Source organism: Microterricola pindariensis (genome assembly GCF_002936985.1).
Taxonomy (GTDB): Bacteria; Actinomycetota; Actinomycetes; order Actinomycetales; family Microbacteriaceae; genus Microterricola; species Microterricola pindariensis.
The window spans coordinates 1-21,761 of the sequence record NZ_MPZN01000006.1 but is presented as its reverse complement, the minus strand read 5'-3'; the positions used below and the strand labels follow the sequence as shown (position 1 = coordinate 21,761).

The following is a 21,761-nucleotide window of genomic DNA, read 5'->3' as shown; positions in this document are numbered from 1 at the left end:
GGCCCGTGCTCAGCGACTTCTTCTCCGGCGTCGGACTGCTGCTGCGCGGATTCGGGTTCTGGCGCCGCCGCCCGGGCGTCATGCTGCTCGGGCTGGTGCCGGCCGCGATCGTGTTCGCGCTGATGCTCGCCGCGCTGATCGCCCTCGGCGCCAACCTGCCGTCACTCGTGCTGTGGCTGACACCGTTCGACGACGCCTGGCCTGAGCCCTGGCCGACGATCATCGCCTCCGCGCTCGGGGCCGTGCTCCTCGGCGGCGCAATCGTGCTGGCCGCCGTCACCTTCACGGCGCTCACCCTCGCCGTCGGCGACCCGTTCTACGAGCGCATCTGGCGCGCGGCAGAACAAGAACTGGGCGAGGTGCCCGAGGCCGGCGCCGGATTCTGGCGGGCCGTGCGCAGTTCGCTCGCCCTCCTCGGCATGGGCGTTCTCACCGCCCTGCTCGTGGTGCTCGCCGGCTTCGTCCCGTTGCTCGGTGCGGCGCTCGCGCCGACGCTCGGCATCGTGCTCTCCGGCCGACTGCTCGCCGTCGAGCTGAGCTCGCGCGCCTTCGAGGCGCGCGGCATCCCGGGCGCGGGGCAACGCGCGCTCCGCCGCGGCATCCGCTGGGAGCTGCTCGGCTTCGGCGTGGCCACCCAGCTGCTGTTCATGGTCCCGCTGGGGGCGGTCTTCACGATGCCGGCGGCCGTTGCCGGCTCCACCTTCTTGGCCGGCAGGGCGCTGGACGCCGCCCGCCTGGCCGGGCGCAACGCTCCCTAGCTGGGGCCCATCGGGATGGTGACGTCGGTGCCATCGGAGAGCACGGGTGAGATCATGCCGAACACGTTGTTGTCGGGGTCGAGCAGGTAGCCCACACGGCCGATGCCCGGCATGTCGCCGAGGGGCAGCGCCTCGATCGCGCCGAGCTCGAGCCCCTTTGCGAACAGGGCGTCGATGTCGTCAACTCCGACGACGAAGTCGCAGCCGTTCACCGGCGCGCCGACGTCGGGCCCCGGGCCCATCCGCTTGGTCATGCCGCCGTTGATGCCCAGGCCCGGCGACCTGTCCATCCCGATAGACCCCTCGCCGGTCGAGATCGACCAGTAGTCCATCTCGCCGAACCTGGTGAACGTCCAGCCGAACAGGCTCGAGTAGAAGTCGATGAGCCGCTGCGGCTCCGATGCGTGGATCTCAAAGTGCACGACGAGGTTCGCCATTGCTCCTCCTTGCTCGGTGGCCGTTATGCTACGCCGACGCTCCGGAGCCTGCTAGTAGTGCGTGATGGTGCGCGGGTGCGCGGCCTCGAACTCGTTGATCAGCGTGCGGGCGATCCCGATCCAGTCGGAGCCGAAGTGCGAGAAGTGCGTCTGCCCGGGCTCGTAGCCGTTGTAGACCGGGTCGTCGTCGGCGCCGTGGCGGCTGATCATCTCGATCGAGCCGTAGAGAACGCCGGCGTCGTCTGTGATCTGCCAGTGCCCGGACTCGGTCTTCTGAACGGTGTATTCCCGGCCCTTGTGCTCAAGTGCCTGGTGTTTCTGCGGCTTGTCCTTCGACATGGCCCGCCCCTTTCCTGGCTCGGAGTGCGTCGTCCCAGAATCCTCCCGCCCGGGCGCGCGCGCAATCCCTCGCCCACCTCTTTTCTTCGTGCGTCCTCGACGCGGGTTGCCAGCCCGGCCGGGCGGTGAGACGCTGGGGGCGTGGACCGAGAGTGGCGATGAGCGGCGGTGCGGGCGTCGCAGGCGGCCCGGCCGGCGACGCGCCGGCCCGGCCGATCAGCGACGACGATCTGGACGATCTCGAGCGCGACTTCGTGGCGCGGCTGCGCGGCCGGGTGCTCGAGGTCGGGGCCGGCTCTGGCGAGAACTTCGGCGCGCTGCACCCGGATGTCGTCTGGGCGGGCCTCGAGCCGGATGCCGCACGGCGCGGCGAGCTCGCCACCCGCGCCAGAGAGTGGGGGCACGCCGCTGCGCCGCTGGACGCGCGCTGCGAGGCGATTCCGTTGCCGAGCGGCTCCCTCGACGCGGTGTTCGGCAGCTACGTGCTCTGCTCGGTGGACGACCCGGCCGCCGCCCTGGCCGAGGTGCGGCGCGTGCTCGTGCCGGGCGGGCGGGTGGTGTTCATCGACCACGTCGTCGCCCCGCCGCGCACCCTGAAGCGCGCCGTGCAGCGGGCCGCCACCCCGTTCTCCGCCCGTTTCTGCCATGGCTGCCACTGGGACAGGGACACCGCACAGCTGCTCGCCGCCGCCGGATTCGTCGCCGATGACAGCCGCCGGATCCGCGTGCGCTCCGCCCCGTTCGGCCCGGTGCCTGTGGTGCTTTTCGACGGGCATGCGCCGGCGGAGGGTGCCCGGCCGTGAGCCAGGTGCGGCCGTGATCGAGGTGCGGCCGGCAGCCGTGTTCGACGACGTCGCCGCCGTGCTCGGCCCCCAGCGCGCCGACGCGAACGTCTGCTGGTGTCTGAGCTACCGGATCCCGTCGAAGGAGAACGTGGTTCTCCGGGGGCCGGCCCGCGGCGAGCGGGTGCGCGAGCTCTGCGCGGAGGCCGTGCCGCCTGGCGTGCTCGCCTATGACGGCGAGCAGGTGGTCGGCTGGGCGGCCGTGCACCCGCGCGCCGACACCGGTTTTGCCCACAGCCGCACCATTCCGCACGTCGACGACCTGCCGGTGTGGTCGGTGTGGTGCATCCGTGTGCGGCCGGGGCACCGCGGCACCGGGATCTCGCATGCGTTGCTCGCCGGAGCCGTCGAGTTCGCACGGGCGAACGGGGCGCCGGCGATCGAGGGCTACCCGGTCGAGAACGGCGGCCGGAAGGTCGACCTGACGATGGCCTACGTCGGCACGCGGGCGCTGTTCGAGCGAGCCGGATTCGTGAAGGCCGCCGACACGGGCTCGGTGATCAACGGCTTCCCGCGTGTGCTGATGCGGCTGCCGCTGCGCTGAATCGGGGCGGATGCCGTGGCATCCGCCCCGACCCGGCGGGTGCTACTGAACCGACCAGCCGCCGTCGGAGGGCAGCGTGGCACCGTTGATGTTCACGCCGTCGTCGCTGAGCAGGAACGTGATCGAGGCGGCCAGCTGCTCGGCCGTGGCCAGCGACGGGATCATCGACTGGAACGGCTGCAGGCGTGCGCTGCCGGCCTCGGAGACGTGCGCGGGGAACGGGATGCCGGTTGCCACTCCACCCGGTGCGACGGCGTTCACGCGGATGCCGTGCGGGCCGTACTGGAATGCCGCGCTGCGGGTCATGCCGATGACGGCGTGCTTGGAGGTCGTGTAGGCGTTGCCGGAGGCGTTGCCGCGGAGGCCGGCCTCGCTGGCCACGTTGACGATTGAGCCGGAGCCGGCCGCGACCATCGCGGGCAGCACGCCGCGCGAGAGCTTGAACGCACCCGTGACGTTGACGCCCATCACGCGATCCCACATGGCGTCGCTGGTCTCGTGCAGCGGCGAGAAGTCGTCGTTGATGCCGGCCACGTTGGCCAGGCCGTCGATCTTCTCACCGGCGGCGGCGATGATGGCGTCGACCGACTCCTGCTTCGTGATGTCGCCGGCGACGGTGACGATCTCGGTGCCGGGCAGCGCGGCGACGAGCTCGTCCAGCTTCTCGGCGGAGATGTCGACGGCGATCACGCGGCCGCCCTCGCGGGCGATGCGGCTCGCGGTCGCCCGGCCGATGCCGGAGGCGGCACCGGTGACGACGACGGTCTTGCCGGAGAAGCGGCCGCCGGTGATCTTCTCCTGCCAGCCGCCCGCCTCGCTCTCGGGGATCACTCCGCCGTTGACGGCCTTGACGAGGTCGTCGATGACCGACTGCGGCATCTGGCCCTGGCTCAGTGCCACGAGCTGCTGCAGCGGCAGGCCGAGCACAGGGGCGAGCGACTCCTCTGTCGCGCCGGATGCCGCGAGCAGGCCCTTCACGGCCGGGCCGCCCTCGGGGTGGGCGAGCCATTCGCCGATCGTGCTGTTGCCGGTGAGCGGCTTCGATTCCGTTGCCATGTGCGCTTCCTTTCGTACCGCCCCGACCGGAGTGATCAGAGCTCGGCTCCACACCGGCAGTTTATCCGACTCTTGTCGGATTTCCGACAAATGTTGGCTACGTAGCCGCGAGGCCGCCTCAACCCTGCAACACTGGAACGATGGACATCCGAGTCGAGCGCACCCGCACGAGCCTGCAGCAGGCCCTGCTCGCGCTCGCCCAGGAGCGTCCGCTCGACGACATCACGATCGCCTCGATCGTCGAGCGCGCCGGCGTGAACCGCAGCAGCTTCTACCAGCATTACTCCGACAAGGACACCCTGCTGGCCGACGCCCTCGACGCGGCCGAGGCGGACGCCGGGGCCAGCGTGCCGACCCTGGACGGCCCGCTCCCCCTCGAGCCGCCGTCCGACCTCGTCGCCTACCTGCGGCACTTCGAGACGAACGCCGCGCTGTACCGACTCGTGCTCGGCCAGCGCGGCTCCTCGGTGGCGGCCGCCCGACTCCGCTCGCGCCTGGAGATCGCCGCCCGTGACGGCGTCGTCGCCTCGGGCTCGACCGCCTTCGACGGCCTGCCGCTCGACGTCGTCGGGGCGGGCATCGCCGGCTCCGCCATCGCCGTGATCGAGACCTGGCTGGCCCGCGAGCCGCGCCCCTCGGTGGAGACCGCCGCCGGCTGGGTGTGGCGCGTGCTGATCGGCCCCGGCCTCCGCAGCTGAGCGCTCGCGATGTTGGCTTCGGTCGCAAGCTCCCTCGAGCCAACGCGGGAGGGAGCTCCCGCGAGCCAGCGCTGAGCGCGCCCGCGGGCCACACCGGAAGTCCAGCCTGCACTCGGTAGGCTGGACGGGCAGCCCCGCACGCACATCTCGCGGGGCCATCTTCTCCCGGATGACGCGGCGCACCGCACCCACAACGTGCTCGCGCCGGCATCCGCCCCCAGGCAGTACACCGAACCACAGGAAGTGAAGATATGGGCGACCTCGAGATTTTCGACCGCATCGAGTCGGAGGTGCGCGGATACATCCGCTCCTTCCCCGTGGTCTTCGATTCGGCACGAGGCTCGACACTCACCACGGCCGACGGCCGCGACTACCTCGACTTCTTCGCCGGCGCCGGCGTGCTGAACTACGGGCACAACAACCCGCTGTTCACCCAGGCGCTCATCGAGTACCTGCAGCGCGACGGGATCATCCACGGCCTGGACATGGCCACCAGCGCCAAGCGCGCCTTCCTCGAGGCCTTCGAGGCCCGGATCTTGAAGCCCCGCGGCCTCGACTACAAGGTGCAGTTCGCCGGCCCGACCGGAGCCAACGCCGTCGAGGCCGCCCTCAAGGTGGCCCGCCAGGCGACCGGCCGCAGCAACGTCGTCGCCTTCACCAACGGCTTCCACGGCCTGAGCCTCGGCGCCCTCGCCGCCACCAGCAACAAGAAGTACCGCGACGCCGCCGGCACCTCGCTCGACAACGTCACCCGACTGCCGTATGACGGCTACCTGGGCGCGGGCATCGACACGCTCGACCTGTTCGAGAAGATGCTCGACGACACCGGCAGCGGCCTCGACCTGCCTGCCGCCGTGATCGTGGAGACCGTGCAGGGCGAGGGCGGCATCAATGTCGCCAGCGCACCCTGGCTGCAGCGCCTGCGCGCCATCACCGAGGCGCGCGGCATCCTGCTCATCGTCGACGACATCCAGGCCGGCGTCGGCCGCACCGGCGGCTTCTTCAGCTTCGAGGACTCCGGCATCGTGCCGGACATCGTCACGGTGTCCAAGTCGATCTCGGCCTCAGGTCTGCCCATGGCGATCGTGCTCATGCGCCGCGAGGTCGACGTCTGGAAGCCGGGCGCACACACCGGCACGTTCCGCGGCAACAACCTCGCCTTCATCACGGCGCGCGCCGCCCTGGACGCGTATTGGGCCGACACGGCGTTCATGGACGAGGTCGCCCGCAAGTCCGAGCTGCTCCGCGCCGAGCTGGAGAAGATCGCCGCCGAGTACCCCGCGATCGAGTTCACCGTGCGCGGCCGCGGCCTGATGTACGGCATCGCCTCGACGAAGCGTCCAGAGCTGGCCGGCAACGTCTCGGCCGCCGCCTTCGAGCGCGGGCTCGTGATCGAGACCTCCGGCGCTCGCGACGAGGTTCTGAAGTTCCTTCCGGCCCTCACCATCACGGATGACGAGCTGCTGGCCGGCCTCGCCATCGTGCGCGAGAGCCTCGCCGCCGTCCTCGCCGCCTAGGCACGGGCACAAGCGACAACACACGAACCCCCGCAGCCCTCGGCTGCGGGGGTTCTCGTGTGAGGGCGCGGAGCGGATCCCGGCCTAGCGGGTCTGCGCGATGATCGCCTCGGCCACGCTCTGCGCGCCGTCGGAGTGCACCTCGTACAGCGTGCTCCCGACAGTGAAGTAGAGCGGCGAGCGCGGCCCGTCGTCGCGCACGGCCACGATCGCCTCCTCCGGGGGCACCGCGCCTTCGAGCGCGATCGGGGCGAACGCCGCCGCCGTGTCCGGCCCGTCGTTCATCGCGCCGAGCGCGGGAGCGAAGCCGCGCACCACGGTGATCCAGGTCATGCCGAAGCCGTCGGTGGCCAGTTCGCAGACAAAGCTCCCGGCGGCGGCGTGCACGGCGGCCTGGAGCGAGGTCGGCGTGCTCGCGCGCGCGTCTGTCGCGGTGTAGCTCCGCACATCGACCGGGTCGATCTGCAGCGCGGCCGCGATCCCCGCCTCGGCCAGCCCGCCGTCGCAGAGCGCCTCTCCACTGCGCGTCTCGAGCGCCGGCCAGGCCAGCCGCTCCGGTGCGGCCGCCGCGAGCACCGCGAAGGCCTCCGCCGCCACGTCGGCGAGGCTGCCGGCGACGGTGCCCTCCGGCAGCCCCGCAAAGCGCGAGGTGCCCCGCATCAGGTCCGAGGCGCGCACGGTCAGGTGCACCCAGTTGTCGGCGACCGGGGCGGAGAGCTGCCAGCCCGTCTCGCCCTGGCTGACGGAGGCGCTCACACCATCGATGTCGACGGTCTCGGTCGACGGCATGTCGCCCGCCCACGCCGGCTGCCACTGCCCGGCCGCGCCGGGCAGAACGTCGAGCTGCAGGTACGCCCAGTCGCCGTCGGCGTCGCCGAGGAGCCGTTGACCCTCTCCCACCCGCCAGGAGCAGGCGAGCCCGCCGACTCCGCCGAGCAGCGCGGACTCGAACGCGTCGGACGGCTGCACCGCGGCCACTGGCGTCGGCCGGATGCCGTCGGCGCCCGTCAACGCGGCGGCGACGGCATCCGCGCCCACCAGGTCGTCGCAGGCCAGCAGCGCGGTGACCGGTGTCGGCACGCTCGTCGTCGGCGGGGCGCTCACCGGCGCGCTCGGCTGGACACCCGGTTCGGCGGCCGGCGGAGCGCAGGCCGTGCGCGCGACGAGGAGCACAGCGGACAGGGCGACGCTCGGCACGTGGCGGGTCATGCACCACACTGTAGGGCGGCCGGCCCCGCTGGGATAGCCCTCAGAAGCACGGGCACGACGCCGGGTCGCCCCGGCCGGGCTCAGTGCCCGAACTCGATCAGGATGACGCCGCCGGCGATGAGGGCGACGCCGAGCGCCATCACCCAGCTGAGCGGGTCCTTGAAGAGCAGCCGGCCGAGCACGGCGGTGAGCGCGACGCCGCAGGCGGTCCAGATGCCGTAGGCGACGCCGATCGGCATCCCCTCGCCCAGTGCCAGCGCCAGCATGCTGAACGCCGTGGCGTAGCCGACGACGACCGGGATGAACCAGCGCTTTCTGCCCTCGGAGGCCAGTTTGAGCGACAGCGTCGCGGCGACCTCGGTGAGGATCGCGATCACGAGGAACAGCCAGGCCATCAGGCGCCCGCCACCGCGTGGGGGTCGGCCCGCGCCTTGCGGGCGTGCGCGCGCTGGGAGCCCATCTCGACGCAGAGCACCCCGGCCACGACCAGGGCGATGCCGCCGATCATCGACGGAGTCAGCGTCTGGCCGAAGAGCACCGCGGCGAGCGCCGCGGTCAACACCACGCCGCAGGCGCCCCAGATGCCGTAGACGACGCCGATGGCGGCGCCGCGCTTCAGCAGCACGAACAGCAGGGTGAATGCCGTGACGTAGCCGATGACGACCACGATGTACCAGAGCGGCTGGTCAATGGCGGCCTGCAGCGACAGGGATGCCGCCACCTCGCAGACGATCGCACCGGCCAGCAGCAGCCACTTCGTCATCGGCTGGCACCCGGCGCGGCCGCGCGCCAGAGCTGGTCACGGTATCCGGGCATGGAGTCAAAGATAGTGAGCGGCGGCCCGGCAGGTGCGCTGCGACACCGACATTTCAGCGACCGTTGGCACCCTGTGCAACGGCAGCGAGCTGGGCGTCGCGCAGTTGCTCGGCCGTCGGGGCGCCGGCGAGGCCGGCATCCGTCGGGTACACCCGGCAGCGCTGTCACATCGCTGCACGGGCCTGCTGTGCGGGCCTGCTGTGCGCGCACGCGCGGAAAGTAGCGGGTTCGCTCCGCGCCTGTCAAGCCCCTTCTTCGCGGCGCTCCCCGGTGCCATTCTGGATACGAGCACGCAGCTCCGGCAGGGCGCGACAACTCCACAGTCTCGAGAGAGATGGTCGCGGCGACACCTGCGCGAGACCCGCGTGTAAGCCCAGGAAATCCAACCTTGAGCGAAGAAAAGAGTGTGTCATGAGCGAGAGCAACAAGATCAAGAACGCCGCGGAAGAAGCGGTCGGCAAGGTCAAAGAAGGCGTCGGAAAAGCGACCAACAACGACTCCCTGAAGAACGAGGGACGAGTCGACCAGGCCAAGGCGAACGTGAAGCAGGCCGGCGAGAAGGTAAAAGACGCTCTGACGGAGGACAAGTAATCATGAATATTCTTCTCATCATCGTCATCGTTGTTGCCGTGATCCTCGCGATCACCGGTGGCCTCGTCCAGTCACTCAACTTCCTGTTGTGGGTCGGCCTCGTGCTGGCGGCTATCGCCATCATCGCCTGGCTGATCCGAATGATCTCGGGACGCAACTCCAGCGTCTAGCGAGACACACACATACCGCCCCACCATTCGGTGGGGCGGTATTTGTGTGTCCGGGCTACGGTTGGTCGTCGCCGATGGGGTCCAGCCGAATGGACTCCTTCTTCTCCTCGTCGGGCTTCGGGTCCTCCGGCTGCTCGACGCTGGGCGTGGTCATGGGATCCGCTGGCGGCTCGGGAACGCCCTCCGCCGGATCGTTGACGCTGGTGTCGGGTGCGTGCGGGTCACTCATCGATTCGTCTCCTTCTCCTACTTCTTCGATGCCAAGGCGGCTGCTACTTCTTCGACGCCGAGGCGGCCTTCTTCTTGTGCGCGGCCGAGCCCGGCTCGGCCGGGCGTTGCTGCTTGACTGACCCCGGTGTGCGGTTCTCGGCGCTGATCATCCACGCGAATTGCTCGAGCTTCTCGATGACCGCGTGCAGGATGTCGGCGGTCGTCGGGTCTTCCTCGTCGACCTCGTCATGCACCCTGCGCATCGTCTGCGAGGTGGCCTCCAACCGCGCGGCGATCAGGTCGATCGCGTCGTGCGTCGCGACCTCACCGAGCGGGAAGTCCTCCAGGCTGGTCGACGCGGCGACGGTCTTGGATCTGCCGTCCGGTTCGGCGTTGAGGGCACGCATCCGTTCGGCCACCTCGTCGGAGAAGACGCGTGCGCTCAGCACGACCTCGTCGAGTTGGCGGTGCAGATCCCGGAAGTTGGTCCCGACGATGTTCCAGTGCGCCTGCTTGCCCTGCAGATGCAGCTCGATCAAGTCGACGAGCACGGACTGGAGGTTCTGGGTCAGAGTTGCGGAGGCTTTCACGGTGTTCCTTTCGTTGACCAGGTTGACTGGCATTGATTCGGGTGGCGGACTTCTTAGGGCGTTGGCATCCCGCCGTTGGCGTTCAGCGTTTCGCCGATGACGTAGCTGGACTCCGAGGAGGCCAAGAACACGTACGCCGGGGCCATTTCCGCCGGCTGGGCTGCGCGCCCGAGGGGCGTGTCATGACCAAACGCGGCGATCTTCTCTGGCGGCTGGCCGTCGGTGACTTGAAGCACTGTCCAGACCGGGCCCGGCGCCACGGCGTTCACTCGGATGCCGCGCTCGGCGAGCTGGGCGCCGAGAGCCTTGGTGAAAGCGTTGATCGCCGCTTTCGTCGTCGCGTAGTCGACGAGGATCGGCGAGGGCTTGTATGCCTGAACAGAGGTGGTGTTGATGATGGAGGACCCTGCCGGCAGATGCTTCAGCGCGGCCTTCGTGATCCAGAACATGGCGTAGACGTTCGTGCGCATTGTCGCGTCGAATGCGTCGTCGGCCAGATCTTCGAGCTTCTCGCAGTAGACCTGCTTGCCGGCGTTGTTGACGAGGATGTCGAGTCCGCCGAGAGCATTCGCTGCGTCGTCGACGAGGCGGGTGCACTCCTCGTTCACGGAAATGTCGCAAGGGAGCAGAACCGCCTCCCGGCCCGCGGAGCGGACGAGCTCCGCGATCCGCGTGGCGTCGCTCTCCTCACTGGGCAGATACGCCAGCGCCACATCGGCACCCTCTCGGGCGAACGCGATTGCGACTGCCGCTCCAATGCCGGAATCCGCTCCCGTGATGAGCGCTCTTCTGCCCGTCAGCCGGCCGGTTCCCCGATAACTCTCTTCACCGAGATCGGGGCGGGGCCTGAGCCGACTATCGAGGCCGGGCTCCGGCTGATGCTGCCCGGGCGGCGAGAGGGCGTCGTAGCGCGTCTTCGGATTGTCGAACGTGTATTGGTCGTTGGTCATCAGTGCTCCCTTCGATCGCGTCTTCAGACCACGCTAGGCAGGCTCCCCATCCGACGCCAACGGGTTGACAACCGACGCCGCGCCGCCTAGATGGGCGACTCTGCGCGACGGTCGAGTCAGCGGTGGGCGGGCAGCTGTTGCCGATTGCGCACTTGTCAACCCCCTGTTCACTCCCGCCCGCCGCTGACAGCCTTGAAGGAGCCCCAGACGGGCGGACCTCTCTATTACGGAACGCAGCGTGGAGACAGCATGGCCGACACCAGCATGAGCACCAGCATGAGCACCAGCACCCAGAAGACGCCCCTGCCGGATGACGCGCGCAAGCCGGCCTGGCCGTGGCACCTGGAGCCCCGCTCCTGGCGCTACGCGCTCCGCAAGACGGTGCGCGAGTTCACCAACGACAATTGCCCGGACTCCGCCGCCGCGCTCACCTACTACGCCGTGCTGGCCGTCATCCCGGCATTGATCGCCCTCGTCTCGATCCTCGGACTGCTCGGGAACGGGCAGAAGTTCTCGGAGATGCTCACGTCGATTGCGCAACAGGTCGCGCCGGAATCCGCGGTCGGGCTACTCAACACGATCCTGGACCAGGCCAGCTCTCGACAATTCGCGGGCACCGCACTCATCGTGAGCATTGTCGTCGGAATCTGGTCGGCGTCGGCCTTCACCGGCGCGTTCAGCCGCGCGATGAACCGTGTCTATGGGGTGCCAGAGGGGCGCACCTTCATCAAGCTGAAGCTCGCCCAGCTGGTCGTGACGCTGATCGGCATGCTGCTCGTCGTCGTGATGACGGTGTTGGTGGCCATCGGCGACACGACGGCCGCGGCGATCAGCCAGTACCTCGGGCTGGGCGAGCAGGCGGTGCTGATCTGGTCGATCGTGAAGTGGCCGTTGTTCCTGGTCACCATCATTCTCGCGATCGCACTGCTCTACTACGCCACCCCGAACATCAAGCAGCCGAAGTTCCGGTGGATCAGCATGGGCGCCCTGGTGGCAGTGGTCGCGATCGTGGTGATGACCGTCGGGTTCTCCTTTTATGTGGCGAACTTCTCCAGTTACGACCGCACCTACGGCGCACTGGCCGGCGCGGTGATCTTCCTGGTCTGGGTGTGGCTCTCGAATCTCGCCCTCCTGTTCGGGGCGGAGTTCGACGCCGAGCTTGAGCGGGCCCGCCAGTTGCAGGCCGGAATCCCGGCCGAGGCGGGCATCCAGCTGCCCCTGCGCTCGAGGAAGAAGTTCGTCAAGTCAAATGCGAAAGAGGCCAAGGACATCGCCGAGGGGGCCGGCATCCGCGTGGAGCAGAACGGGGGCAAGAGTTAAGGATTCGTTGATGCCGGCTACACACGCTCAGGGGTTGGGAGAAGCACGATGAGAAACAGGGTGACAGCAGTCATCGAGGTCGACGCCACCGTCGAAGAGGCCTATGCACATTGGCGGCGCACGAACGGTGCCGCGCCTCAGCGAACGGAGACCGGCGCCCCCACGGGGCGCGTGCATTGGGCTGTGCGAGTGAATGGCGTTCCACCGGACAGCGAGCCCGCGCTCGTCGAACCGAACGGCACCGGCCGCTCGATCACGTGGGCGAGCCCGGAGGAACGCGCGCCGGACGGCGAGGTGACTTTCGACCCGATAGACGGTGGAGGCACACGGGTGATGATCGCGCTGGAGTGGCAGCGGCCGGACTCCCAGGAGAGCTACATCCCACTGATGTTCCTCGATGGGGTGCAGATCAATGCCGACCTGCGTGGATTCAAGCGCGAACTCGAGAGCGGCACGCGCTCGCCGCTCGGGTGGGAGCAGACTCTCCAGCGGTTCGAAGCCCTCTAGCTCGGCGCGCCCAACCGCGGGGCGGACTTGCTTTCGCTAGTCCACTGCATCATTCTGTGACAATGGGCGAACTTATCTACGGTGCAGAGACTTCTTACGAGATGGAAGACCGCACGCTCGCCCACGTCAAGGTTGCGGTGGGCGCAAAACTCCGACGTCAGGAATCGTTCTACCTGAGCTGGGTCGTCCCGTCGTCGAGCGGATCGGGGCGGATCAGCATCTGGCTGTCTCCAGCCATCCCGCTGCAGTTCCACTTTCGGGGAAACACCGCCCCAAAGCTCAGCCCCGTCTGGGTTCAGGCCTTGGAGCTGACGGCCGTCAGCGATCGGGGCATGGTCGTGCTGCCCGAGAAAGAGGCCGAGGCCTACGTGCGGGAGCACCCGCACGTCTAGGCGTCACGGGCGGGGCCGGCTCACGCCGCGGTGACCCCTGGTTCCGCATCCGGTTCTGGATCGACCCAGAGGTCGCCGGAGCCATTGGTGCTCACCATCAGGGCGTTGAGCCAGGCCCGGTTGAGTTCGGGTCGATCGGGATCGGTGAACTCGAACTCGAGCGGGATCGACGGGTGAATCCACAGCGAGCTCCGGTGGCTGTCGTCGCCGAGGCCCTCGATGCACGAGAGCGTGAAGGACTCCTGACGCCGGAGTTTGGTGACGACAACCGACTTCACGTGCGCCAGGGTGCGATCGTCCAGTTCGACGCGCCGCTCCCCGCCACCGTAGATGATTGCGCCCATTGTGCACCCCGTGTTCTGGTTCGAAGCCAGAGGGATCCCTCCGGCAGTCTCAGCCCACCCTACAGCCTGACGCCCATTCGGGGGTCATCTCGGCTCGGTGCACGGCCACTTGTCAAGCCCACGCGGTTCTCAAGCTTCGGAACTATCGTGGGAGCATCCGAGCCTGAGGAGCTGATTCCCATGAGCGACCAGAACGACGACCGACTGAACGACAACCGGCTGAACGACCGGCAACAGATGGAGGATGACCTCCTGATGGAGGACGAGATCACCGTGCCGGCCGACGAGGGCGTGTTTGAGCGCGAGGACGCCCCGGAACCAGAGCACAAGCGAACCGGAGTGCTGGGCGACCCCCTCGACGTCAACATCGGCGAGGACACCGGCCTCCTCGAGTAGCAAAGCCCCGGGCCCCGTGGCCGCCTTCCCCGCGGCGGAGTCGGCGAAAAAGGAGAATCGACGTGACGAGACCACAGGGGCGTGAAGCTGACATCGACGCCCAGAACGACCGGGCGATCGAAAGAACGGCGAGGGCAGAGCACCGTTGGCCGGCTGTGCTGGCCGTACTTGTGGCGCTCTCGTTCTACGCGTTCCTACCGACGGATGTCACGCCCACCGCGCTCAGGGCATTGGTCGTCGTCATCGCGGTGGGAATGCTCGTCCCCGTGGTGATCCTCAACCCCGTGCGCCTGAACAAGCAGACGTCGTGGTCGCGCAGACTGGCGGTCGGCCTGCCGATCATGTTGGCGATCGCCAACTATGCCGCGCTCATTCAGATCGTGATTCTGCTCACGGTCGCAGGGTCGAAGGATGCGCAGTCCCTCCTTGTCGCAGCGGTGCAAGTCTGGGTGACGAACGTCATCGCGTTCTCGCTCATCTATTGGGAGCTGGATCGTGGCGGCCCGGTCGCGCGCCGTGTCGATGAACGCGACGAGCTGCCCCTGGCCGACTTCCGCTTCCCTCAGGACGAGGACCATGACGCCATCACCGAAGTCGCCAAGCGTTCCTCCGCGAAAATCGACTGGACGCCGGCGTTCATCGACTACCTGTATGAGGCCGGCGTGGGCGCCATGGCGTTCAGCCCCGGCGCCGCGGTGCCGCTCTCCGCTCGGATGAAGGCCTTGATCCTTGCGCAGTCTGGCGGCGGCTTTGTGATGCTCGCGCTGATTATCGCGCACGCCGTCGGTCAGATCGGCTCGTGAACGGGCCGCGCTCACCGTCTGTGGCCCTCGGCTACGCCCCGAACTTGCGTCAACGCCTGCCGCCGGCTCTGGCATTCGAGTCCTCCCAATTTTTCTGCAGTGGCACAGCCCCGCTGCGGTGGGTTCTGGCAGACTCGTGCCATGAACACGGCGATCGGCACCCCGGGCGGATCGGCTGAGCGGCCGGCGATCTTCTTCGACACTCCCGAGGAGTTCCGGGCCTGGCTGGTGGCCAACCACGAGACCGAGACCGAGCTCTGGATGGGGCTCTACAAGAAGCACGTGCCGGAGCGCGGCCTCACCTGGGAGCAGGCCGTCCCCGAGGCGCTCTGCTTCGGCTGGATCGACTCCGTGGCCCAACGCATCGACGACGATGCCCGGCGCCAGCGGTGGACCCCACGCAAGAGCGCGAGCATCTGGTCGAGCGTGAACATCGCCCTGGTCGAGCAGCTCACCGCCGACGGCAAGATGCACCCGGCCGGCCTCGCCGCCTTCGAGCGCCGCCGGGCCGACCGCTCGGGGGTGTACTCGCACGAGAACCCCGAGCAGGAGTTCTCGCCCGAGGCGTCGGCCCGGCTGGCTGCGAACCCGGCGGCATCCGCGTTCTGGGCGGCAGCCACACCGACCTACCGCCGCCAGGTCACCCATTGGGTGCTCTCGGCGAAGCAGGAGGCCACCCGGGAGCGCCGGCTGGCCCAGCTCGTCGACGACAGCGCCGCCGGGGTTGTGGTGCCGTTCCAGCGCTACGGCGAGATGCCGAAATGGGCGGAGCGGGCGGCCGAGGCGGCCCGTGCGGCTGCCGCCGCGCAGGGCTGACGGCTAGCCACGCTCCTCGAAGAAGGCGAGCGCCGCCTCCCGGAAGACGCGGGAGCCGGGGGCGTTGAAGTGGTGCCGCCCGGGCAGCTCGACGAAGGAACCGTGCGGGGTGGCATCCGCCAACTGCTTCGAGCCCTCCAGGATGGCGTCCTTGCTGCCCGTCGCGAAGAGGATCGGCTGCAGCGGCGGGTGCGTGACGTCGGGGTCGGCGTCGCCGAAGCGCATGCCCTCGGCGAGCGCGATGAGGGCGGGCAGGTCGTTGCCGGCGACGCGCTCGGCGAGCGTCACGTAGTTGAGGGTGGTCTTGTCCTCGAGCGGGGTGCCCTGCTCGGCGTAGGCCCGCGCCTGCTCGATCTGCAGGCGGGCGAGCGGCACGCCGTCCGGGATTCCGCCGAGCACCGCGCGCCGCACCAACTCCGGGTGCGCCACGGCGAGCTGCCAGCCGACGCGGGCGCCAAGTGAGTAGCCGGCGTAGAGCACCGAGTCGAGCATGTAGGTGTCGAGCACGGTGACCAGGTCGGCCACGAAGGCGTCCATGCTGAAGTCGGCGGCCTCGTGCGGCTTGTCGCTCGCGCCGTGCCCGCGCTGGTCGACCCCGAGCACCCGGAATCCGGCCCGCGTCAGGTCGCGCACCCAGCCGGTGTTCACCCAGTTGTCGCGGCAGCTCGACGCGAAGCCGTGCACGCAGAGCACGGTCGGCGCGTCGTCGTCGCCCCAGAGGTAGGTGGCGATGCGGCGCCCGTCGTCCGACATCACGAATTGCGGGCGCGGCATCTCAGTGAGTGCCGGGAAGACTGGAGTCATGGGGACCATTCTCCCGCGCGGGCGCCGCTGGGTGCCACGCGAGCGCTCGTGAGGCCCTAGATCACGGCGCGCAGCTGTCGCATCGCCGCCTCGAACTGGGCTTCGCTGGCCTCCACGTCACCGACCGACGACAGCCATCCGCCGGCCATCACCGTGAGTGCGGCGTACACGGCGTTGGTGGCCAGCGACGCCTCCCGCTCGGGCTCGCCGGCGAGCTTGGCCAGCTCGGGGTGCGCGCGCAACCAGCTCTCGGCGGCCGCCATCAGGCGCTCCCCGGTCTCGACGAGCAGAATCGTCCCGACCCGGCGCGCGGCGGGCTGCTCGGCGGCGAGGCGGCCACGCAACCGGGCCACGTCGGAGTTGACGTTGGAATGCCCGATCGACGCGAAGATGAGACGGAAGAGCCCGAGCGTCAGCTCACCGGGGAGCTGGGCGAGCACCGCAGCCGCCTCTTCGCCGCCGAGCACCGGGATGGGGCGCCCCACGATGGCGGCGTCGCGCGACGGGAAGTAGTTGAACAGGGTGCTGCGCGAGACATCGGCGCGCTCACAAATCGCCTCGACGGTGACATTCTCGAAACCCAGCTCGAGCGCGAGTTCGACGGATGCCATCTCGATGGCGTTCTCGGTCGCCCGACGTTTGCGGGCGCGCAGCCCCTCGGGGGCGGGGTTCGCAGTCGTGGGCATCATTCTCCGATCCGTGGCGTGCGCCGTACGGAATTCGGGCCGGCGAGGTCTAACCTCCGAGTCTACCGTTCGGCGTTCGGAATTGGGCTGGACTGGCGTGCGGGGGTGAAACTGCGGACGGCGGCCCGGCCGCGAGCGCACCGGGCCCGCGCTGGACCTCGGCCTGCGGCTACTCGCCCTCAGCGGCCGCGCGCACCGCGGAGCGGTCGGCGACGAGAGTGTCTCGCACCCGGCGACGCAGGATCTTGCCGATCAGAGACTTCGGCAGCTCTTCCCAGACGAGGTAGCTCGACGGTCGCTTGTACTCCGCCAGCTGCTCGCGGGCCAGCGCGCGGGCGGCATCCACGTCGAAGGTGGCGCCGGGCTCAAGCACCACTGCGGCCGTCACGACTTCGACACCGCCGCCGCGTGGAACGCCGACGACGACGGACTCGGCCACGCCGGGGAGCTGGTTCAACACGGCTTCTACCTCGCTCGGCGAGACGTTGAAGCCGCCGGTGATGATGATCTCCTTCTTGCGGTCGACGACGGTGACGAAGCCGTCCTCGTCCTGCACCACGAGGTCGCCGGTGCGCAGCCAGCCGTCCAGCAGGGTCGCGGCCGTGTCCTCCGGGCGGTTCCAGTACCCCTGGAACACCTGCGGCCCGGCGATCAGCAGCTCGCCGGTCTCGCCGAGGGCGACCTCGATCTCTGGGCTGTTCGGGTCGACGACGCGGATGTCGATGGAGGGGAACGGGATGCCGATGGTGCCGAGCTTGCGGGTGTCGCTGAACGGGTTCGCGAGTGCGACCGGGCTCGACTCGGTCAGGCCGTAGCCCTCGTTGAGCATGCTCCCTGCGAGGTCCTCCCAGCGCTTCACGACAGCCGGCGTGAGCGTCATCGCGCCGGAGATGGCGTAGACGACGCCGCTGAGGTCGAGTTTGCCGTCGCGGGCGACGCGGGCCAGGCGGTCGAACATGGGCGGCACCGCCGGCACGAAGGTGGGCGGGAACCGCTTCGCCGCCTGCGAGACGAGCTCGGGGTCGAACGTCGGGAACAGCACGGCGCGCGACCCTGTCTCGACCGAGTAGATCACCGAGAGCAGCAGGCCGAAGGAGTGGAACATGGGCAGCAGGCCGTAGATGCTGCCCTCGCCGCGGGTGAATTCCGGCATCCAGGCGGCACCCTGGCGGGCGTTCGACCACAGGTTGGCGTGCGTGATCATGGCGCCCTTGGGCGCCCCCGTCGTGCCGGAGGTGTACTGCAGGCAGGCGACGTCGGATGCCGCCGGGCGGGCGTGGTCGGCCGGCAGCGGCGCGGTGCGCTCCAGCGCGGCGAACGCCACGGTCCCGGTGGTGGGCCCGGTGAGCTTCGCGCGCGACTCCCTGGCCTTCGCCACCGGCAGGCGCAGCGCGAGGCGGGTCATGAACGGCATCGCGCGGGTCACGTCGACGGCGATGACGGTGTGGATGCCGAGCTCGGCCGGCAGCGACTGGATGGTGGGCACGACCTTGTCCCAGCTGACCACGACGGTGGCGCCGTGGTCGCGGAACTGCGTCTCGAGCTCGTCGCGGGTGTACAGCGGGTTGTGCTCGACGACGATCGCGCCGAGGCGCAGCACCGCGTAGAACGCGATGACGTGCTGCGGCGCATTCGGCATGATGAGGGCGACCCGGTCTCCGGCCTTCACCCCGAGCTTGGCCAGCCCGTTCGCGACCCGCGCGACCCGGTCGGCGAGCTCGCGGTAGGTGACCGTCTCGCCGAAGAAGCTGATGGCATCCTGCCCGGGCCAGCGGGCCACGCTCCCGTCCAGCAGGTCGATGAGTGACCCGGTGACCGGCTCGATGTCGACGGGGGTTCCGGGCGCGTAGAAGCGGTTCCAGGCCCTGCTCTCGTTTAAATGCACTGGCCCAGTGTAGTTTCCCCGTGTCGCATGCGCAGAGTTGCGCCGAACTCGTCCGCAGAGGGAGCCCGCCCGGGATGGCGGGGCTCCGGCCGGGCGCGGCTAGGCGTGCACCAACCCGGCCGGCTGCACCGCGGCGTGGATCATGGCGATGGCCGTACGGGCGACCGTGTCCCGGTCAGAGCCCGATTCGACGGCCGCCATGGCCGACTCGAGCACGCCGCCGAGCAGGCGGGCCGTGATCATGAGCTCCGGCACGCCCAGCTGCTGCAGCGCCCGCAGGAACGGCGCCATCTGCTCCTGGTGCAACTCGGCCAACCGGGCCAGGCACTCGTCGGGCAGCCCCGCCGCAGCCAGTGCGGCGGCGGGCAGGTGTGCCCCCTCGGCGGCCTGGCGCAGCGTCTCGCGCACGTAGGCGTCCATCACCTCGAGTGGATCGGTGAGCCCGGCGAGGGCGCTGGCGAGCTGGGCATTGGAGCGCGGGAACGCGTCCTCGATGATGGCAGCCAGGATGCTGGCGACCGAGTCGAAGTACTGATAAACGCTGGGGCGAGCCAGCCCTGCTGCTGCGCCGACGGCCGCCGGCGTGACGGCTGCGACGCCGCCCTGCACGAGAAGCCCGGTGGCGGCGGTCAGGAGGGCTTCGCGCTGACGCCTGCGGTGTTCTGCCACGGTTGGCGCGGATATCTTCGGCATGCGCTGATACTCCTCACCATGCGATTTCTCCCCCCATAGCTTAGCAACCGTGCGGCACAGGCGTAAGATGCAAACGCCAGTGTCAGCAAAAGGCGGCACCGCAGCGTCCACCACCGAGATCGAAGGATGACCGTGAGCGACACCCAGACTCACCCCACGGCGACAGAGCCCAACCCCAAGCGCTGGCTCGCGATGGCGATCGTTTCGCTGGCGGTGTCGATCATCATCATGGACGCCACCATCGTGAACGTGATCCTGCCCGTGCTGATCCAAGACCTCTCGCTCAGCGTCTCCGAGGCCGAGTGGGTCAACTCGATCTACGCGCTCGTCTTCGCCGCATTGCTGATCACGGTCGGGCGCATGGGCGACCTGTTCGGACGCCGCAGGCTGCTGCTGGTGGGCACCGTGATCTTCGTCGGCGCCAGTGTTCTGGCCGCAGCGTCGGAGACGGGAACCATGCTGCTCGCCGCCCGCTTGTTGCAGGGCGTCGGAGGGGCCATGATCCTGCCCTCGACACTGTCCACCGTGAACGCCATGTTCACCGGGCGCGAGCGCGGCATCGCGTTCGCGATCTGGGGTTCGACAATCGGCGGCATGGCGGCCGTCGGGCCGCTGCTGGGCGGCTGGCTGGCCACCGATTTCAGCTGGCACTGGGCATTCCTGATCAACGTGCCGATCGGAATCATCATCGTGGTCGGCACGATTCTGTGGGTTCCAGAGACCCGAGACCCGCACGCCACACGTGGAGTGGACGCCGCGGGGATCGCCCTGTCGATCGTGGGCCTCGCGGCCATCGTCTTCGGCCTGATCGAGGGCCAGCGCTACGGCTGGTGGCTGGTCGCCAGCGCGCCCGTCATCGGCGATTGGACCTGGCCGTTCGCGCTCTCCCCCGTGCCGATCGCCTTCGCCATCGGCGTCGTGGCCCTCGTGGGCTTCGTGCTGGTCGAGACCGCCAAGGCTCGTGCCGGCCGGTTCGTTCTGCTCGACCTCGGACTGTTCCGAATCCGGAGCCTCCGTTACGGCTCGATCGCGGCGTTGATCGTGGCGCTCGGCGAATTCGGCATGCTGTTCGCCCTGCCCCTCTATGTGCAGAGCGTGCTCGGCTTCACCGCCCTGAACACCGGCCTGCTGGTGCTCGCGCTGGCCATCGGAACGTTCCTGATCTCCGGCGGCACAGCGCAGATCGGGCGCCGCATCGGGGGCCGCGGAGTGGTGCGGCTCGGCCTGCTGCTCGAGGTCATCGCTGTCGCCGGCTTGGCACTCAGCATCTCGGCGACGGCCAACGCCTGGGCGTTGGCCGCCTGGCTGTTCCTCTACGGCATCGGCGTGGGACTCGCCACCGCGCAGCTCACCAACGTGATCCTGGTCGACGTGCCGGTGGCGCAGAGCGGCCAGGCATCCGGCGTGCAGAGCACGGTGCGCCAGCTCGGTGCGGCACTGGGCATCGCGATCCTCGGCACGGTGCTGGTCACGACTCTGGCGGCCGCGACGGCCGCCAACCTGGAGAACGTCGAGGGCTTGGATGCCGCCGCCCAGGAGCAGGTCGTGTCGGTCGTCACGGGTTCCGCGGGCGCAGCGATCCCGGAGCTTGCCTCGATGCCGGGTTCCAGCGCGGCCGTGCAGACCGCCGCGTCGGACGCAATGGTCACCGCGGCCCGCATCACCACGTTCAGCGCGGCCGGCGTGCTGGCGCTGGGCCTGCTCGCCACGGTGGGCCTGCCGGCAACGCCGGTGCGCCGCCCAGAGGAGGCTGGGGCCGAGGCAGAGGCCGACGAGCCAGAGGCGCAGCCCGTGGCGGAATAGGAACATCTGACGCCCGGCCCCGCGTGCGCCGCCGCGGGTGCCGGGAGCGGGCTCGACGCGATGAACAAGGAGTTGTGTCAGGTCCGGAGTGCGCCGCCGGGGTTTCAGTCTGCGGCACGCGACGTGAGGGTTCCCGGGCACAGGGCCACAGGGTCACAGACTCGATGCCGAGGGGTGTTGCGGATCACGACGTTGATGACGGCACTCTCGAAGACGCGCCCGTCAGGGCGTCCACCACGGACGCAGCGGCAGATCGCCGATCCCGCCCTTCGCATCCGGTTTGACGGCGAGCACCTGGTGCAGCTGGATGCCGTTGCTCTCGAAGGCGAGCCGGGAGCCCGCCATGTACAGGCCCCACACCTTGGCGGTGGGCAGCCCCACCTCGGCGACCGCCTCGTCCCAGTGGGCGACGAGGTTGGCGCACCAGTCGCGCAGCGTCAGCGCGTAGTGCCGGCGCAGGTTCTCCTCGTGCAGCACCTCGAGGCCGACATCCTGCGCTGCGGTGATGATGCGGCCCGAGCCGGTCAGCTCGCCGTCGGGGAAGACGTAGCGGTCGATGAAGCCGCCGGCCGCCGCCTTGTGCGT

At 69.3% G+C, this 21,761-nt stretch carries 29 protein-coding genes; 14 read left to right on the top strand and 15 right to left on the bottom strand.

From position 1 onward, the window contains the following. Positions 1-5: 5 nt before the first annotated feature. Positions 6-758, top strand: coding sequence for an EI24 domain-containing protein (locus tag GY24_RS03225; protein ID WP_233279173.1), 753 nt, complete (start codon positions 6-8; stop codon positions 756-758). Here the strand turns inward: GY24_RS03225 and GY24_RS03220 are convergent. After that, entirely contained in the window at positions 755-1,195 is a 441-nt protein-coding gene (locus tag GY24_RS03220) for a VOC family protein (protein WP_104474337.1), read from the bottom strand. The genes GY24_RS03225 and GY24_RS03220 overlap by 4 nt on opposite strands. A 51-nt stretch (positions 1,196-1,246) precedes the next feature. Further along, on the bottom strand, positions 1,247-1,534 hold the full coding sequence (locus tag GY24_RS03215) for a hypothetical protein (protein WP_104474336.1): 288 nt from the start codon (positions 1,532-1,534) through the stop codon (positions 1,247-1,249). Between the two features lie 158 nt (positions 1,535-1,692). Here GY24_RS03215 and GY24_RS03210 point away from each other — a divergent pair, with 158 nt between their 5' ends. Further along, positions 1,693-2,337, top strand: coding sequence for a class I SAM-dependent methyltransferase (locus GY24_RS03210; protein ID WP_104474335.1), 645 nt, complete (start codon positions 1,693-1,695; stop codon positions 2,335-2,337). 13 nt (positions 2,338-2,350) lie between these two features. Next, on the top strand, positions 2,351-2,920 hold the full coding sequence (locus GY24_RS03205; protein ID WP_233279172.1) for a GNAT family N-acetyltransferase: 570 nt from the start codon (positions 2,351-2,353) through the stop codon (positions 2,918-2,920). Between the two features lie 42 nt (positions 2,921-2,962). Here GY24_RS03205 and GY24_RS03200 read toward each other — a convergent pair whose 3' ends face one another. Further along, a complete protein-coding gene (locus GY24_RS03200; protein WP_104474333.1) occupies positions 2,963-3,976 on the bottom strand; it encodes an SDR family NAD(P)-dependent oxidoreductase in 1,014 nt (337 codons plus the stop codon). Positions 3,977-4,116: 140 nt separating this feature from the next. On the opposite strand from GY24_RS03200, the gene GY24_RS03195 reads away from it, so the two are divergent. After that, positions 4,117-4,674: a TetR/AcrR family transcriptional regulator gene (locus tag GY24_RS03195; RefSeq protein ID WP_083365074.1), complete on the top strand. Its 558-nt coding sequence runs from the start codon at positions 4,117-4,119 to the stop codon at positions 4,672-4,674. 251 nt (positions 4,675-4,925) lie between these two features. Then, the gene (gene ectB, locus GY24_RS03190; protein WP_104474332.1) at positions 4,926-6,191 is read left to right on the top strand and encodes a diaminobutyrate--2-oxoglutarate transaminase; all 1,266 of its coding nucleotides are present in this window, start codon (positions 4,926-4,928) and stop codon (positions 6,189-6,191) included. An 84-nt stretch (positions 6,192-6,275) separates the two neighbouring features. Here ectB and GY24_RS03185 read toward each other — a convergent pair whose 3' ends face one another. From GY24_RS03185 to GY24_RS03175, 3 genes are all read right to left on the bottom strand, one after another. Next, positions 6,276-7,400, bottom strand: coding sequence for a hypothetical protein (locus GY24_RS03185; protein ID WP_104474331.1), 1,125 nt, complete (start codon positions 7,398-7,400; stop codon positions 6,276-6,278). Between the two features lie 80 nt (positions 7,401-7,480). After that, positions 7,481-7,795 carry a DMT family transporter gene (locus tag GY24_RS03180; protein ID WP_104474330.1) on the bottom strand — a complete coding sequence of 105 codons (315 nt, stop codon included), beginning with the start codon at positions 7,793-7,795 and terminating at the stop codon, positions 7,481-7,483. Continuing rightward, entirely contained in the window at positions 7,795-8,163 is a 369-nt protein-coding gene (locus GY24_RS03175; protein WP_104474329.1) for a DMT family transporter, read from the bottom strand. Before GY24_RS03175 ends, GY24_RS03180 begins: the two co-directional genes overlap by 1 nt. Positions 8,164-8,627: 464 nt before the next feature. Between GY24_RS03175 and GY24_RS03170 the strand changes: the two genes are divergently transcribed. Together GY24_RS03170 and GY24_RS17815 are read left to right on the top strand one after the other, a co-directional pair. After that, entirely contained in the window at positions 8,628-8,807 is a 180-nt protein-coding gene (locus tag GY24_RS03170; protein ID WP_104474328.1) for a CsbD family protein, read from the top strand. A gap of 2 nt (positions 8,808-8,809) precedes the next feature. After that, on the top strand, positions 8,810-8,977 hold the full coding sequence (locus GY24_RS17815; RefSeq protein WP_162842919.1) for a hypothetical protein: 168 nt from the start codon (positions 8,810-8,812) through the stop codon (positions 8,975-8,977). 55 nt (positions 8,978-9,032) lie between these two features. On the opposite strand, the gene GY24_RS17595 is transcribed toward GY24_RS17815, so the two are convergent. From GY24_RS17595 to GY24_RS03160, 3 genes are read right to left on the bottom strand one after another with little or no spacing between them, the layout of a single operon-like run. Continuing rightward, positions 9,033-9,206: a hypothetical protein gene (locus GY24_RS17595; RefSeq protein ID WP_161498672.1), complete on the bottom strand. Its 174-nt coding sequence runs from the start codon at positions 9,204-9,206 to the stop codon at positions 9,033-9,035. A gap of 43 nt (positions 9,207-9,249) precedes the next feature. Continuing rightward, positions 9,250-9,777, bottom strand: a complete 528-nt coding sequence (locus GY24_RS03165; protein ID WP_202972903.1) for a Dps family protein — start codon at positions 9,775-9,777, stop codon at positions 9,250-9,252. A 53-nt stretch (positions 9,778-9,830) separates the two neighbouring features. After that, complete coding sequence (locus GY24_RS03160; RefSeq protein WP_104474326.1) at positions 9,831-10,727, bottom strand: SDR family oxidoreductase; 897 nt, start codon at positions 10,725-10,727, stop codon at positions 9,831-9,833. A 249-nt stretch (positions 10,728-10,976) separates the two neighbouring features. Here GY24_RS03160 and GY24_RS03155 point away from each other — a divergent pair, with 249 nt between their 5' ends. From GY24_RS03155 to GY24_RS03145, 3 genes are all read left to right on the top strand, one after another. Continuing rightward, complete coding sequence (locus GY24_RS03155; protein WP_233279171.1) at positions 10,977-12,047, top strand: YihY/virulence factor BrkB family protein; 1,071 nt, start codon at positions 10,977-10,979, stop codon at positions 12,045-12,047. 60 nt (positions 12,048-12,107) lie between these two features. Beyond that, positions 12,108-12,554: an SRPBCC family protein gene (locus GY24_RS03150; protein ID WP_104474325.1), complete on the top strand. Its 447-nt coding sequence runs from the start codon at positions 12,108-12,110 to the stop codon at positions 12,552-12,554. A gap of 62 nt (positions 12,555-12,616) precedes the next feature. Continuing rightward, the gene (locus GY24_RS03145) at positions 12,617-12,946 is read left to right on the top strand and encodes a DUF7882 family protein (protein WP_104474324.1); all 330 of its coding nucleotides are present in this window, start codon (positions 12,617-12,619) and stop codon (positions 12,944-12,946) included. 20 nt (positions 12,947-12,966) lie between these two features. Here the strand turns inward: GY24_RS03145 and GY24_RS03140 are convergent, their stop codons facing one another. Then, positions 12,967-13,290, bottom strand: a complete 324-nt coding sequence (locus GY24_RS03140) for a DUF7882 family protein (RefSeq protein ID WP_083365084.1) — start codon at positions 13,288-13,290, stop codon at positions 12,967-12,969. A 180-nt stretch (positions 13,291-13,470) separates the two neighbouring features. Here GY24_RS03140 and GY24_RS03135 point away from each other — a divergent pair, with 180 nt between their 5' ends. The 3 genes from GY24_RS03135 (at position 13,471) to GY24_RS03125 (ending at position 15,305) form a co-directional block, all read left to right on the top strand. Next, on the top strand, positions 13,471-13,686 hold the full coding sequence (locus GY24_RS03135; RefSeq protein ID WP_104474323.1) for a hypothetical protein: 216 nt from the start codon (positions 13,471-13,473) through the stop codon (positions 13,684-13,686). A 62-nt stretch (positions 13,687-13,748) separates the two neighbouring features. Next, positions 13,749-14,489: a hypothetical protein gene (locus GY24_RS03130; protein WP_233279170.1), complete on the top strand. Its 741-nt coding sequence runs from the start codon at positions 13,749-13,751 to the stop codon at positions 14,487-14,489. Between the two features lie 141 nt (positions 14,490-14,630). Continuing rightward, positions 14,631-15,305, top strand: a complete 675-nt coding sequence (locus GY24_RS03125; protein ID WP_104474322.1) for a YdeI/OmpD-associated family protein — start codon at positions 14,631-14,633, stop codon at positions 15,303-15,305. 3 nt (positions 15,306-15,308) lie between these two features. Here the strand turns inward: GY24_RS03125 and GY24_RS03120 are convergent, their stop codons facing one another. The 4 genes from GY24_RS03120 to GY24_RS03105 all read right to left on the bottom strand — a co-directional run bounded on the left by GY24_RS03120 (position 15,309) and on the right by GY24_RS03105 (position 19,373). Further along, on the bottom strand, positions 15,309-16,109 hold the full coding sequence (locus tag GY24_RS03120) for an alpha/beta fold hydrolase (protein WP_104474321.1): 801 nt from the start codon (positions 16,107-16,109) through the stop codon (positions 15,309-15,311). A 56-nt stretch (positions 16,110-16,165) separates the two neighbouring features. Beyond that, positions 16,166-16,798 carry a TetR/AcrR family transcriptional regulator gene (locus GY24_RS03115; protein WP_233279169.1) on the bottom strand — a complete coding sequence of 211 codons (633 nt, stop codon included), beginning with the start codon at positions 16,796-16,798 and terminating at the stop codon, positions 16,166-16,168. 166 nt (positions 16,799-16,964) lie between these two features. Continuing rightward, entirely contained in the window at positions 16,965-18,680 is a 1,716-nt protein-coding gene (locus tag GY24_RS03110; RefSeq protein ID WP_104474320.1) for a long-chain-fatty-acid--CoA ligase, read from the bottom strand. Between the two features lie 99 nt (positions 18,681-18,779). Beyond that, positions 18,780-19,373, bottom strand: a complete 594-nt coding sequence (locus GY24_RS03105; protein WP_104474319.1) for a TetR family transcriptional regulator — start codon at positions 19,371-19,373, stop codon at positions 18,780-18,782. Positions 19,374-19,505: 132 nt separating this feature from the next. Here GY24_RS03105 and GY24_RS03100 point away from each other — a divergent pair, with 132 nt between their 5' ends. Further along, positions 19,506-21,176 carry a DHA2 family efflux MFS transporter permease subunit gene (locus tag GY24_RS03100; protein ID WP_233279168.1) on the top strand — a complete coding sequence of 557 codons (1,671 nt, stop codon included), beginning with the start codon at positions 19,506-19,508 and terminating at the stop codon, positions 21,174-21,176. 222 nt (positions 21,177-21,398) lie between these two features. Here the strand turns inward: GY24_RS03100 and GY24_RS03095 are convergent. Beyond that, positions 21,399-21,761 (bottom strand): class I SAM-dependent methyltransferase (locus GY24_RS03095; protein ID WP_193953488.1); only part of this gene is annotated, 363 nt, incomplete at its 5' end.